At 37.8% G+C, this 13,426-nt stretch carries 12 protein-coding genes; 7 read left to right on the top strand and 5 right to left on the bottom strand.

Translation table 11 applies throughout. The features are described from left to right. Positions 1-123 precede the first annotated feature (123 nt). Positions 124-1,926: a phosphoserine phosphatase SerB gene (serB, locus tag METBO_RS10255; protein ID WP_013645645.1), complete on the bottom strand. Its 1,803-nt coding sequence runs from the start codon at positions 1,924-1,926 to the stop codon at positions 124-126. A gap of 39 nt (positions 1,927-1,965) precedes the next feature. Beyond that, a complete protein-coding gene (locus METBO_RS10250) occupies positions 1,966-2,511 on the bottom strand; it encodes a TATA-box-binding protein (protein ID WP_013645644.1) in 546 nt (181 codons plus the stop codon). 424 nt (positions 2,512-2,935) lie between these two features. Here METBO_RS10250 and METBO_RS10245 point away from each other — a divergent pair, with 424 nt between their 5' ends. The 7 genes from METBO_RS10245 (at position 2,936) to METBO_RS10215 (ending at position 8,779) form a co-directional block, all read left to right on the top strand. After that, entirely contained in the window at positions 2,936-3,343 is a 408-nt protein-coding gene (locus METBO_RS10245; RefSeq protein WP_013645643.1) for a hypothetical protein, read from the top strand. Between the two features lie 16 nt (positions 3,344-3,359). Further along, a complete protein-coding gene (gene cyaB, locus METBO_RS10240) occupies positions 3,360-3,902 on the top strand; it encodes a class IV adenylate cyclase (protein WP_013645642.1) in 543 nt (180 codons plus the stop codon). A gap of 218 nt (positions 3,903-4,120) precedes the next feature. Continuing rightward, positions 4,121-5,296: a homocitrate synthase family protein gene (locus METBO_RS10235; protein ID WP_013645641.1), complete on the top strand. Its 1,176-nt coding sequence runs from the start codon at positions 4,121-4,123 to the stop codon at positions 5,294-5,296. An 80-nt stretch (positions 5,297-5,376) separates the two neighbouring features. Next, on the top strand, positions 5,377-6,621 hold the full coding sequence (gene hacA / locus METBO_RS10230) for a homoaconitase large subunit (protein WP_013645640.1): 1,245 nt from the start codon (positions 5,377-5,379) through the stop codon (positions 6,619-6,621). A gap of 4 nt (positions 6,622-6,625) precedes the next feature. Beyond that, positions 6,626-7,159 (top strand): chorismate--pyruvate lyase family protein, encoded by a 534-nt coding sequence (locus METBO_RS10225; RefSeq protein WP_013645639.1) that lies wholly within the window; start codon positions 6,626-6,628, stop codon positions 7,157-7,159. 33 nt (positions 7,160-7,192) lie between these two features. Continuing rightward, positions 7,193-8,179: a flap endonuclease-1 gene (gene fen / locus METBO_RS10220; RefSeq protein WP_013645638.1), complete on the top strand. Its 987-nt coding sequence runs from the start codon at positions 7,193-7,195 to the stop codon at positions 8,177-8,179. 318 nt (positions 8,180-8,497) lie between these two features. After that, a complete protein-coding gene (locus METBO_RS10215) occupies positions 8,498-8,779 on the top strand; it encodes a hypothetical protein (RefSeq protein WP_013645637.1) in 282 nt (93 codons plus the stop codon). A gap of 231 nt (positions 8,780-9,010) precedes the next feature. Here METBO_RS10215 and METBO_RS10210 read toward each other — a convergent pair whose 3' ends face one another. The 3 genes from METBO_RS10210 to METBO_RS10200 form a co-directional block, all read right to left on the bottom strand. Beyond that, positions 9,011-9,619, bottom strand: coding sequence for a DUF2119 domain-containing protein (locus METBO_RS10210; RefSeq protein ID WP_013645636.1), 609 nt, complete (start codon positions 9,617-9,619; stop codon positions 9,011-9,013). Between the two features lie 53 nt (positions 9,620-9,672). Next, the gene (gene ahcY / locus METBO_RS10205) at positions 9,673-10,926 is read right to left on the bottom strand and encodes an adenosylhomocysteinase (RefSeq protein WP_013645635.1); all 1,254 of its coding nucleotides are present in this window, start codon (positions 10,924-10,926) and stop codon (positions 9,673-9,675) included. A gap of 285 nt (positions 10,927-11,211) precedes the next feature. Continuing rightward, on the bottom strand, positions 11,212-13,401 hold the full coding sequence (locus tag METBO_RS10200) for a CDC48 family AAA ATPase (protein ID WP_013645634.1): 2,190 nt from the start codon (positions 13,399-13,401) through the stop codon (positions 11,212-11,214). Positions 13,402-13,426: the final 25 nt, after the last annotated feature.

The following is a 13,426-nucleotide window of genomic DNA, read 5'->3' as shown; positions in this document are numbered from 1 at the left end:
TGGTTAATTGGGAAACAATGTAGAAATTTAATATGCGAAAAATAAAAAAACAGATTAAAAAAATAGAGATTTAGTTAAAACTCAAAAATTAGAAAAGATTAGAAAAATGTTTGATCAGTATGATCAAACAATGTTATGCTTCTGGAGGAGTCTGAGTTCTTCTGTAGAGAGTTTTTTACCCTCTTTGAACTTCTCGAAGATGTCTTTAGCAACTTCTTTCTCAGCCATGTTTTTCTTCTTACTCTTTTCACTTTCGATGTTCCGTTCTTTGGCTTTGACCTTGTCAAGACCCTTATTTTTCTTCCTAATTTCGTTTAGAACGGCTTTAACTTCTTCGTGTTTTGCAGAAGCTTTTTCACGAGTTTCTATAAACGTGTTATGAGCAGTATCTGCTTTTGCTCTTACTTCGTCTATGTTTTTGAAGTACTCGAGCATCTTTTCGTGAGTTTCCTGTGCCTTGTCTGAAAATTCAACAACCTTAGCATGATGTGCTTCTGATACTTCTTTAAGCGCAGTTGCTTCGGTCTGAACCTTTTCATCTTCCTTCATTTCAGACAGGGTTTTGCTTAGATCCTGAACCTTTTTAACCAGTTCATTTTCCTTTCTCATGTCAAGAACCTTGGTTTCGATGGTTTTTTCGATCTTGTCGATCTCATTTTGAATCTTGAGAATGTCCCTTCTTCCAGAGGCATATTCCATCTTTTTAAGTTCTTGATTAGTTTCGTCCCTTAATTTTTTGTACTTGCGAACTTCCTTGTTGATCTGGTCACGTTCATCACGGTACTTGAGAGCTTTGTCGAGATTTTCCTTAATACTAGCGTTTAATTCGTCCCTAGTCTTTTTAAATTCACGAGCGTTCTCATTCAGATCGTCACGTTCTTTAGTCAGTACTTTAAGCTGTTTTTCGAGTTCTTTTTTGTTTGAAAGAAGTTCCCCGAAACTTTTTCCAGCATCAGGATTAGGTTCAGCTTTTACATCTGGAGATGGTTTTTCTGACTTTTCCTTATCATCCTTATCATCCTCTTTATCATCTTTATTATCTTTAGAGGATTCTTCATCTTTTGCTGGTTCCTTTTCAGAACTTTCTTCTGGTTCAGCTTCTTTTTCTTCAACTGTTTCTGTGGTTTCTTCTGGTTCAGTTGTTTCTTCTTCAACTGTTTCTGTGGTTTCTTCTGGTTCAGTTGTTTCTTCTTCAACTGTTTCTGTGGTTTCTTCTGGTTCAGATGCTGCTTCTTCTTCGGAAGGTTTTTCTTCTTCTGATGGCTCTTCATCTGCTGATTTGGCAGTTAGTTCAGAATTTTCATCTGGGAAAATTTCTAAAAGTTCTTTCAAATCTCTTTTTTCAACAATTACATCAGCTTTTTCTTTCAAAACTGGTTTTGCATTAAATGCTATTCCTAAACCTGCTTCTTCAAGCATTGACACATCGTTTGCTCCGTCTCCTACAGCTGCAGTTTCTTCTGCTATTATATTTTCCATTTCCATAATCTCCTTCAGGACTTCGGCCTTCGAACCTTTAACGAGGGGACCGCTTACTTGTCCTGTTAATTTTCCCTCTTCTTCATGGAGAATATTAGAAAATGCATAATCCAAACCTAAAGTATCCTTCATCCTTTCTGCGACGATTTCAAAACTACCGGTTATGGTTGCAATTTTATATCCTCTCTTTTTAAGTTCTGCAATAGTTTCTTCAGCTCCCTCCATAAAGGGCATCTTAAAAACGACTTCCCTGATATCTTCCACCGAGGCACCTTTTAACAGTGCCACCCTCTTGTTGAGGGAAGTTTCAAAATCTAGATCGCCTTCCATTGCTTTTTTAGTTATCTCAGATATTTTTGATTCAACGCCCATCAATTTTCCAATTTCATCAATTGCTTCTCCATCAATAAGAACGTTATCAAGATCAAATGCTATGAGTTTAATCAAAAGATCACCGATTTACATCAAATAAATAAATAAATAAAATTATATCAAATCCAATTCAGCTAGTCGTTCTTTAGTTTTTTCAACTCCAAGCTGAGCATCTTCGAAGCTTTTTGCACCGGTACAAACTACTTTCCCAGAGCCGAATAATAGTAAAACAACTTTTGGGTCATCTAGTCTGTAAACCAATCCTGGGAACTGTTCAGGTTCATATTCTGTGTTCTCGAGGTCTAATGCTACTGATTCTAGGTTTAATGTTTTGCCCAGGTTTGCAGATGCAACGATATTTTGGATTTTAATTTCAAATTCATGGGGGATTTCTGTATCTAAGGCTCTCATTTTGTCAACGGCTATGTGAATTGCTTTTTTTGAATCTTCTATAGATTTAGCGCCGGTACAAACAAGTTTACCCGATCCAAATATTAGTGCTGCTGTTTTTGGTTCTTTTAATTTGTAAACCAATCCTGGAAATTGTTCTGAGTTGTACTCAACACCTTCCAGGGCAGGAGCGACTTGGGGAAGGTCTAAAGACTTTCCAAGGGCGGCTGATGCCACTATGTTTTCAACTTTAATTTCTACAGTTGTCATTACATTCCTCCAGATGTATTTAATATAATCAGAATTGAGTTAATATGTTTATAGTATATTATTCTATAAAACTTAAATTAATCCTTCAAGATATATAAAAGTATTTTTTGTTGTACTATTTATATAGTTTTTATACTGATTTAAATAGTTTCAACTTAGAACCCGATAACTAATCATTAGTTTCACTATATAAATAAATTTTTTTAATTTAGATCAAAACAATCAGTAAGAAGATAAAATATCATGAACTGGAAATTTTTCCAGAGATTCTGGGTTATACATTTTCACTCCTTATAGTTTGTACGACAGTCAAAATGTATTAAGTTACCGATCCATTTTACTCTGCACGAAATTTAAATGAAAAAATTAATTAATCATTGATTTACTTATATTATTTATCAATTCAGATAAGCTGTTGTGTATCATGAGCCCAAAAAAGTACCGTCAACAATTACTTGATTTAGAGATAGATGGTTTTGAAATAGACACATCTACCATTAATAATACAATGGATACTTTAAACAAGTTAAACGAGCTTGAAAAGATATTGAGTAAAATACGTTACAATGTTCGCGCAGACATAAGAAACATCCGATTGGATTACATGGGCAAACTTCAAGAGGTTGATAAGTCTGTAAATGAGAAACAGGGATTGTTAAGAAGAAAAAAATCTGTTTCACAAGTAATTAAAGAGAAAAAGGTACTGACCAAGGAAAGAAATCTTACCATAGCAACCTATGCCGTTGTTGAAAACACCATAGATGACTACCTTGATCAGATCGAACAATCTAAGTTCTACATAAAAAGCTCGATCCAGCATAGGGTTGGATAAATTAGAGGTGCTAAATTTGATAGAAGTTGAAGTTAAAGCGAAGGTTAAGAATTTTTCAGACATCAAAGAAAAATTAATTGAAATGGGTGCACAAAAAATTAAGGACGAATATCAGAGTGACACTTACTTCAACGCCCATGACAGAGATTTTGGAGTTACCGACGAAGCCCTAAGAATCAGAGAAATTCCTGAAAATTCTGGTAAAAGATTTATTTTAACTTACAAAGGGGCTAAGATGGATGATCTCAGCAAAACACGCCAGGAAGTTGAGGTGGATATTACAGATTCCGAGAACATGGCACTTATACTCATAAATCTGGGCTTCAAGAAGGCTGCAGTGGTGACAAAGGACAGGTCCATATACCATTTGGATGAATTCATAATCACACTGGACACTGTCCATGGTGCTGGAATCTACGTTGAAATTGAGACTGATGTGGAGGATGGAAAGGACACAACAGATTCATTGAATCAAATTTTTGAAATCTACAAAACCATGGGTATTGAAGACGGGTTTGAGAGACGATCGTACCTTGAACTGTTAGGTGCTCCCAAATAAATACCCAGATCCAAAGAGATGTTTAATGGAAAAATAAAACTATATAAATATACTGATCCTATAATAATATTAGTGGTTAACATATTTAAAAATAAATATTTAAAACTGATCAAAATCAAAAATTAATTTATCTCAGTATAAGATTTCTAATGAATGCTTAAAATAAATCATTAGGGATTTTTGTTTTTTTAAATAAAAAAAATAAGGTGGTAATTTCATTGCAATACCTAGTAAGCCCCTTTAATAAAGAAGCTAATCTAAAGTTTCCAGAAAAAATTACAGTGTACGACACAACTTTAAGAGATGGAGAACAAACTCCAGGCGTATGTTTAAGAACTCCTGAAAAACTTAAAATAGCTAAAAAATTAGACGAAGTTGGAATACATCAAATTGAAGCAGGTTTTCCTGTTGTATCTAAAGAAGAAAAGAAATCTGTAACTGCAATCGTAAATGAAGATTTAAATGCCCAGATTTTGTGTCTGTCACGTACCAAGAAATCAGACATAGACACAGCCATAGACTGTGATGTTGATGGTATAATAACCTTCATGTCAACATCTGATCTGCATTTGAAGCACAAAATAAAGATGAGCAGGGAAGAAATACTAAACGTCTGCATGAACTCCATAGAACATGCAAAGGACCATGGTCTTTTTGTTGCATTTTCAGCTGAAGACGCAACCAGAACAGATCTTGATTTCCTCAAAAAGATGTACAAGAAGGCAGATGACTACGGTGTTGACAGGGTTCACATAGCAGACACGGTGGGAGCAATCAGCCCCTACGGAATGGATTACCTTGTTAAACAATTAAGATCAACAATCAATGCAGAAATAGCTCTGCACTGTCATAACGACTTTGGAATGGCTCTTGCAAACTCCATAGCAGGATTACTTGCAGGTGCAAATGCAGTTTCCACCACTGTAAATGGAATTGGAGAAAGGGCTGGAAATGCTGCTTTAGAAGAACTGGTAATGACCCTTAAATTCATCTACGGAGTAGATCTTGGTTTTGATGTGAGTAAATTCTGCGAACTTTCGAAGCTGGTTGAATCCCTGACACACATGGACATACCCTACAACAAACCAATCGTTGGAAAAAACATATTCCGCCACGAATCTGGAATTCATGTGGATGCAGTCATAGAAGAACCCCTAACCTACGAACCATTTTTACCAGAACTCATAGGACACAGGAGACAAATTGTTCTCGGAAAACATTCAGGATGCAGAGCTGTAAGGGCTAAATTGAATGAATGTGGAATAGATGTGACCAAAGACGAACTCTGCAAAATTGTGGAACAAGTTAAGAGCAAGAGAGAAGAGGGTAACTACATCAATGATGAACTGTTTAACAGCATTGTAGCATCTGTTAGAGGTCCATTTGAACTTTAAAATTTTTTAGTGTAACAAAAACCTGATCTAAGGATCCCTAATTATTTCCGGGGTCCTGATTCAATTTAGAGTGATAATAAATGAACATTACAGAAAAAATACTGGCCAGGGCTGCGGGTAAGGAAGAGGTACACCCCGGAGAAATAATAGAAGTTGATGTGGATCTTGCAATGGCACACGATGGGACATCCCCACCCACAATAAACAACTTCAAAAAGATCCAAGACAAGGTCTGGGATCCTGAGAAGATAGTCATAATATGTGACCATACAGTGCCTCCCAACACCATAGGATCAGCAGAATTTCACAAGGTTTCAAGGGAATTTGCAAGGGATCAGGGAATTAAAAATTATTTAAATCATGGTGAAGGAATATGCCATCAAGTACTTCCAGAGTACGGTTTCGTTAAACCAGGCGAAGTGGTTGTAGGAGCAGATTCCCACACATGCACCCACGGGGCATTTGGAGCATTTGCAACTGGAGTCGGAGCAACAGACATGGCATTTATTTTTGCAACTGGACAAACATGGTTCAGAGTTCCTGAAGCCTACAAAATTACAGTTGATGGAAAGTTAGGTAACTTTGTTAGCGCCAAGGACGTTATTTTAAATGTGATAGGTGAAATTGGAACCTACGGGGCAACCTATAAATCACTGGAATTCTGTGGAAATACCATAGAAAACATGGATGTTGCAGGTAGAATGACCATATGCAACATGGCAATAGAAAGCGGTGCGAAAAATGGAATAATGGAACCTAACAAAGCCACCCTACAGTACCTGAAGGATAGAAATGTAAAAGGCTTTGATGTTGTAACATCAGACCCTGATTACACTTATGAAAAGGAATACTTCTTTGATGTGGATGACATGGAACCACAAGTGGCATGTCCACACAACGTGGATAATGTTAAACCCCTGTCCAAAGTCACTGGAAAAACCATCAACCAGGCATTCATAGGTTCATGTACCAATGGAAGGATGGAAGATCTCGTGGCTGCAGCTGAAGTTCTGGAAGGAAAACGTGTTCATCCCGATGTCAGACTTCTCATAATACCGGCATCAGCTGAAATATACAGAAAAGCTATTAACAGTGGATTAGTAGACATATTCATGGATTCAGGGGCAATAATCTGCAACCCTGGATGTGGACCCTGTCTTGGAGGGCATATGGGTGTGCTTGCAGCAGGCGAAGTTTGTGTAGCAACAACCAACAGAAACTTCCTGGGAAGAATGGGAGACCCCGAATCTGAGGTTTACCTTGCAAATCCTGCAGTGGTAGCATCTTCAGCACTCAGTGGTGAAATAAACGATCCAAGGGATTAAAAAAATGGATAAAACTATTCTCAAGTCTATAGAGGGTATAGAATCTGAAGTGGGAGAACTTTCAAACGCACAGAAGATTCTACTAACAACAGATGGTTCTATAACAGCCATACTTGATGTGATCAAGGGTCACGCTAAGATAGAAACCCTTGAACAGAAGTTCATAGAGGCTGATGAAAAAATCGCCAAACTTCTAGATATTGAAGTTGGAGACGAAGTCAACTACAGGGTGGTTGTAATTGAAACCAACGAACCATTGATATATGCTGTATCGTTGATACCTATAGATAGGCTTGAAAAAGATTTTAAAGAGGATATTATCCGGGCAGATATTCCAATCGGAAGAATACTTAGAAAACACAAGATAGAATCTCGAAGAGAAATAAAATCTGTGTACTCAGAGAAACCATCACCAGAAATTGGTGAAATATTCAACACAGATTCTGTGATGCTCGCAAGGACATATAACATAATTCATCACAATGAAATATTAATATGGCTCATGGAAACATTTCCATACTCCAATTTCAGAAATTAAAACCTTTTTTCATTACAGTTGGGGGATTAGTAGATGGGTGTAAAATTTAAAGATATTGTAACTCCAGAAAACATCAAATTTCAGGACTTAGAATCAAAAATAGTTGCGTTAGACGCTGCAAATGTAATTTATCAGTTTTTATCAAGCATCAGACAGGTGGATGGAACACCGCTCATGGATGAAAACAAAAATATCACATCCCACTTCAGTGGAATACTGTATCGAACATCATCCCTCATAGAAAAGGGAATTAAACCCATATACATCTTTGACGGAGTATCAGATGCACTTAAAAAGGACACCCAAGATAAAAGAAGGGAAGTGAAAGAAGAATCCCAGAAAAAATGGGATAAAGCCCTTGAAGAGGGTAACTTGGAAGAGGCAAGGAAGTACGCTGTAAGATCCTCCAGGATGTCCAGGGACATCATTGAAGGGTCGAAAAAACTATTAGAGATTCTTGGAGTACCCTACATCCAGGCACTGGGTGAGGGAGAAGCACAAGCATCGTACATGGTTGAAAATGGAGATGCATGGTGTGTGGGTTCGCAGGATTACGACTGCATCCTCTTCGGGGCCACGAGGATGGTTAGAAACTTAACCATAACTGGTGGAAAAGCAAATCTTGAGTTAATCACCCTTAAAAAAGTGCTTGAAAACATGGAGATCACAAGGGAACAGCTTGTAGACATAGCCATACTTGTGGGAACTGATTTTAACAGGGGAGTTAAAGGTGTGGGTGCAAAAACAGGTTTGAAACTCATAAAAAAACATGGAGACATATTCAATGTCATAGAAAAGAATGACTATGAAATGGATGTTGATCCAACCATACTACGGAACATGTTCTTAGAACACAATGTGGTCAAGGACTACGAACTAAAATGGAATTCTCCTGATAAAGAAGCTGCTGTAGAATTCCTTTGTGACCAGCACGACTTTTCAGAGCAGAGGGTACTTAGTGCACTTGACAAATTTGCCAAGCTAGATAACAAACAAAAAAGCCTTGAAGACTGGTTCTAAATGGGGATTATGTATGTAATATACTATTTCAAAGTCAATAATTTTCATAATTTATTAATAACTAAAGGCTGAATCATTTTTTTTAATCAATAAATTCGCGTTAAAAAATATTTTTAGCAATATAATACTGCATTTTTATTTTTTTGAGTTTAACTCCGCACTGTAATCAATAGATTAGCTAATTTTTGATGTTTTGGTGTGAAATTTCTAAAGATTCTCAAGAATCACTTAAATATTATAATTTTTAAATTATAATTGTAAATTTTTAATTGTATGAAAAGTTGTTTGTAAATTTTTTTATGAGGAGGTGGAGAGAATATGGGACAGTATGAATTTTGTATGAATTTTAGAAGGGATCATTCTAATTTGATGGTTTTTACTGTAGTAATATCATTATTAGGAGTTATTTTTGCTTCGGGCATGGGTAATGTTTCGGCTGCTTCTGGTGATACTAGTTATGATGCAACCCCAAAAAATGGTGGAGCTATCTATAATGATGGTAGTTTAAATGTTAACAACTGCACATTTACAAATAACAAAGCAACAGATGTTGGGGCTATCATATTATGGTGGAGCTATCAACGACCATGGAAATATTAACCGCAACTAATCAGGGGAACGTTGAAAATCGAAATGATCTGTAGTTGGGATTCATTAAAACGCTATGCCATGATTTTATAATTATAGAAGCAATAAAAACAGAGTTGTGAACTAAATTTGCAGCGATTTACAAGTTTCAAAAACTGAATTAAAAAAATATTCTCACTTTAATTCAAGCAGATAAACTGTTTCTATTTTATCGTAAAACTTCAATAGTCTTTTGAGTCTGTATCAGAAGGATGGGTATTCTCCGAAAAATTCAGCAGCGTAGATTCTGGCCCTTTCAACCTGTTTTGGATACTTAACCCTTAACTTTGCTTCAAATTCCTTTCTGTTATTTGAAGTTGCAATCTGCTGCATTATCTCAAAGTAAACCTTTTTAGAGTTTTCTGAAGGGTTGCAGGGCATTTCGAGGGTTATGCACACATCATCCCTTTTGAAGAGTTCAGTTCTAAGGTAAGGTGCAACAGAACTTATAAGTACACCTTCTTCAAGTTCTATGAGTGGAGGTACCCCTGCTTCATCCTTTCGATTCAAGTTTATGAGTTTTTGGTAACTTGAAGGTTTGTAGCAGTGCAGTTCAACGTAGATCTCTGGTCTGTACTTCTCGATGATCTTGATGATGGTCTGACCCATTTTTGTCTGGTAGTAATCAGGATCCAGGGTACTAATGTATTTGCTCTCTGGACAGTTGAAGAGGATGAGTTTACCATTTAAAACATCCATTTGACTCAACTGTTTTAATGGTTCAATGGTGGTTAAACCCTCTTTTCCATGGACTCCCCCTACAAAAACACGGGTAGGGCCATGGTTTCCATTAATTTTTTTAATGAACTGCATTTGAATCGTTATATGTTAAAAAAAAGTAGTATTGGGGGATTTTGATGAATTATTCAGGTTCCTTCATCCCAATTTTTGAGGTATGCAACTTGTCTTTCAGTTAAACTGTCTATATCAATTTTCATTGCGTTTAATTTGAGTTTGGCAACATCTATATCAGTTTCATCTAGGGTCTTGTACACTCCAACATCCAGCTTGTTTTCAAGGAGATATTTGGCGGATAAGGATTGCATTGCAAAGCTCATATCCATTATTTCTGCTGGGTGGCCCTGACCACGTTCACCAGCAAGGTTTACGAGTCTGCCATCTGCAAGCAGGTACAGTTTTCTTCCATCTTCTGTTGTGAACTCTTCAATATCAGGTTTAAGTAGTTTGGTGGTTTTGGATATTTTTTGGAGGTCCTGTTTATTGATTTCAACGTTGAAGTGACCTGAGTTGGCCATGATACAGCCATCTTTCATGTACTTGAAATCATCTCCCGAAACCACATCGATGTTTCCTGTGACAGTTATGATCATGTCAGCTTCTTTAACAGCTTCCCTTATTTTCATGACTCTGTAACCATCCATACGTGCTTCAAGTGCCCTTATTGGATCGATCTCTGTTACAATGACGTTTGCTCCGAGTCCGGCTGCTCTCATTGCAACTCCTCGACCGCACCATCCATAACCGCAGACAACCAATGTTTTTCCTGCTATGAGTACGTTGGTTGATCCCATGATTGAATCGAAGGTGGACTGACCTGTACCGTATCTGTTGTCAAACAAGTACTTCATGTAGGAGTCGTTAACAGCCATCACAGGAAATTCAAGTGCTTTGTCTGCATGCATGGCCTTGAGCCTGTGAATTCCGGTTGTTGTTTCTTCACATGCACCAATGATCTTGTCCATGAGGTCCCTTCTTTCTTTGTGAACCAGGAAAATCATGTCTGCACCATCATCTATGATGATGTCTGGTTCATGGTCAAGTACTTTGTTCAGGTTTTCGTAGTACTCTTCGTTGGTTTCTCCTCTCCATCCGTACATGTTCAGTCCAAGGGATGCGCCTGCTGCAGTGGCATCATCCTGGGTTGATAAAGGATTACATCCTGTCATGGCCACTTCAGCACCACCTTCCTGAAGTGTTAAACCAAGATTGATTGTTTTAGGTTCGAGATGTAAACAAGATGCAATTGTCACACCCTCAAACGGTTTTGTTTCCTGAAATTCCTTTTTTATATGTTCAAGAACTGGCATGTGTTTTTGAACCCATTCAATCTTTTTTATACCTTCCGGTGCAAGTGACATATCCTTTACATTGTTGCTCATAGTTATTCACCTAAAATATTCAATTTTAAAATCGACATGAAAAAATATCACTGATAAAATCAGTTCATATCCATTCAATTTTCTAATTAACTTATATTCCCTATCAATATTTAAACTTTGTAAAAGTTACAAAGAACTTGAATTTGAATTAAATATTAAATTAAAGGTTATCTGGGTAGATAATTAAGGAAAAAAACGTCAAGAACTGATTAGTACATAAAATTATTTTAAAAATAAAAAAAAGAGTAGGGGGATTTGGAGAGGGGTATCTCTCCAAATTTAAATTTAACTGTAGTGGCTTAGATCTGATTCATGTTTAGGTTTAACTTTTTTAATAGCTTCCTGGAAGTGTTTCATATCCACTAGTTCGGATTTTATGTTTTCCCTGAGTGTGAGCATCACTGCTTCTCTGCAGACTGCTTCGATATCTGCTCCAACAAATCCATGTGTTCTTTTTGATAGAACTTCTAGATCCACATCCTCTGCAAGTGGCATATCCTTGGTGTGAACTTCGAATATGGATAACCTTGCTGTTTCATCTGGATCATCTACCTTTACATGCCTGTCAAATCTTCCAGGTCTTGTTAGGGCAGGGTCAAGTATATCTACACGGTTGGTTGCAGCAATCACAGCCACGTCCTGCAGTTCTTCTAAACCGTCAATCTCTGTTAAGAGTTGGTTTACAACACGCTGTGTTACACCGGAATCTGTGCTTGATCCGCTTCTTGCGGATGCTATTGAATCGATTTCATCGAAGAATATTACTGTTGGTGCTGTTTGTCTGGCTTTTCTGAAGACTTCGCGCACACCCTTTTCAGATTCTCCAACCCATTTTGAGAGTAATTCCGGTCCCTTGACTGCTATGAAGTTGGCATCACTTTCGTTTGCAACTGCCTTTGCAAGTAGGGTTTTACCTGTTCCTGGAGGTCCGTATATGAGCACTCCTCTTGGTGGTCTCACACCGAATTTTTCAAAGCTTTCAGGATATTTTAAAGGCCATTCAACTGCCTCTTGAAGTTCCTGTTTGGCGCTTGTCAATCCTCCTATGTCATCCCATTTAACATCGGGCACTTGAACTAGGACTTCACGCAGTGCTGAAGGTTGGACTTCTTTGAGAGCTTCCTTGAAATCTGTTTTGGTTACAATCATTTTCTTAAGGGTTTCCTTGGATATTTCTTCGTCTCCTTTTATGTCTGGAAGAACTCTCCTTAGTACCCTCATTGCAGCTTCTTTACAGAGTGATTCAAGGTCTGCACCGACAAATCCGTGGGTTATGTCTGCCATTTCTTCGAGATCCACTTTGTCATCCAGTGGCATTCCCCTGGTGTGTATCTGAAGGACTTCTCCCCTTCCATCTTTATCTGGCACTCCAATTTCAATTTCTCTGTCAAACCTTCCGCCTCTTCTTATTGCAGCGTCTAGTGCGTCTGGTCTGTTGGTTGCTCCTATTACAACGACTTGTCCTCTTGATTTAAGACCATCCATGAGTGTTAAAAGCTGTGCTACTGTTCTTCTTTCAACTTCTCCGGATACCTCTTCTCTTTTTGGAGCTATGGCGTCAATTTCATCTATGAATATGATTGATGGTGCGTTTTCTTCTGCTTCTTCAAACAGTTCCCTTAAACGTTCCTCTGATCCTCCGACGTATTTACTCATGATCTCGGGTCCGTTTATGGCTATGAAGTGGGCATCACTTTCGTTTGCAACTGCCTTTGCAAGCAATGTTTTACCTGTTCCTGGTGGACCGTGCATTAATACACCTTTAGGTGGTGCAATTCCCAGTCTTTCAAATAATTCTGGTCTCTTCAGGGGTATTTCTATCATTTCCCTGACTTTTTTAACTTCTTCCTTAAGACCACCTATATCTTCGTAGGTTACATCAACTACGTTTTTAACTCCTTCGAGTTTTGATACGTCGACGGGTTCTGTTTGCACTTCAACATCTGTCATTTCAGTGATCTGTACGATTCCTGCAGGTTTGGTGGTTACAACTGCGAGTTTGATCTCGCCCATTGGAGCAACGTCCCTGAAGAACTCATCGAATAGTCCTGAACGCATGGTTTGCTGTTGCTGTTGCTGTCTTACGCCAGTTATTATCATGTCTCCCTGGCTGAGTACCCTTCCAAGAAATGCTGATTTAACATCTCCCCTTACGAGTATCTCCTGTTCAACTGGGGCGAGTACTACTTTCTTGGCTTCTTTGTAGTCGGCATGTCTGACAGTTACTTCTTCACCAATGGATGTTCCTGAATTTTTTCTGATGTAGCCGTCTATGCGTATTATTCCAAGGCCAATATCGGATTGTGAGGATGCAACCCTGGTTGCAGTTAATTTTTTTCCCTCAATTTCTATGATGTCTCCGTCTAAAAGGTCGAGTTTCTGCATGCATGCAGGGTCGATCCTTGCAACTGACCTTCCAACATCAGCCTGTGAGAAGGCTTCAGCAACTTTTAATTTCATTTCTTTATTTTCCATATAAAACCCCTCCTAATATCATGTT

Origin of the sequence: Methanobacterium lacus, assembly GCF_000191585.1 — an archaeon.
Classification (GTDB): Archaea; Methanobacteriota; Methanobacteria; order Methanobacteriales; family Methanobacteriaceae; genus Methanobacterium_B; species Methanobacterium_B lacus.
Note: the sequence above shows the minus strand (reverse complement) of the source record. Positions and strands in the feature narration are given on the sequence as shown.

Excerpts from the sequence above, each read along its gene's own strand:
- METBO_RS10250 (WP_013645644.1), bottom strand. The coding sequence starts at position 2,511 with ATGACAACTGTAGAAATTAAAGTTGAAAACATAGTGGCATCAGCCGCC.
- METBO_RS10245 (WP_013645643.1), top strand. The coding sequence starts at position 2,936 with ATGAGCCCAAAAAAGTACCGTCAACAATTACTTGATTTAGAGATAGAT.
- hacA (WP_013645640.1), top strand. The coding sequence starts at position 5,377 with ATGAACATTACAGAAAAAATACTGGCCAGGGCTGCGGGTAAGGAAGAG.
- METBO_RS10225 (WP_013645639.1), top strand. The coding sequence starts at position 6,626 with ATGGATAAAACTATTCTCAAGTCTATAGAGGGTATAGAATCTGAAGTG.
- fen (WP_013645638.1), top strand. The coding sequence starts at position 7,193 with ATGGGTGTAAAATTTAAAGATATTGTAACTCCAGAAAACATCAAATTT.
- METBO_RS10215 (WP_013645637.1), top strand. The coding sequence starts at position 8,498 with ATGGGACAGTATGAATTTTGTATGAATTTTAGAAGGGATCATTCTAAT.
- METBO_RS10210 (WP_013645636.1), bottom strand. The coding sequence starts at position 9,619 with ATGCAGTTCATTAAAAAAATTAATGGAAACCATGGCCCTACCCGTGTT.
- ahcY (WP_013645635.1), bottom strand. The coding sequence starts at position 10,926 with ATGAGCAACAATGTAAAGGATATGTCACTTGCACCGGAAGGTATAAAA.
- METBO_RS10200 (WP_013645634.1), bottom strand. The coding sequence starts at position 13,401 with ATGGAAAATAAAGAAATGAAATTAAAAGTTGCTGAAGCCTTCTCACAG.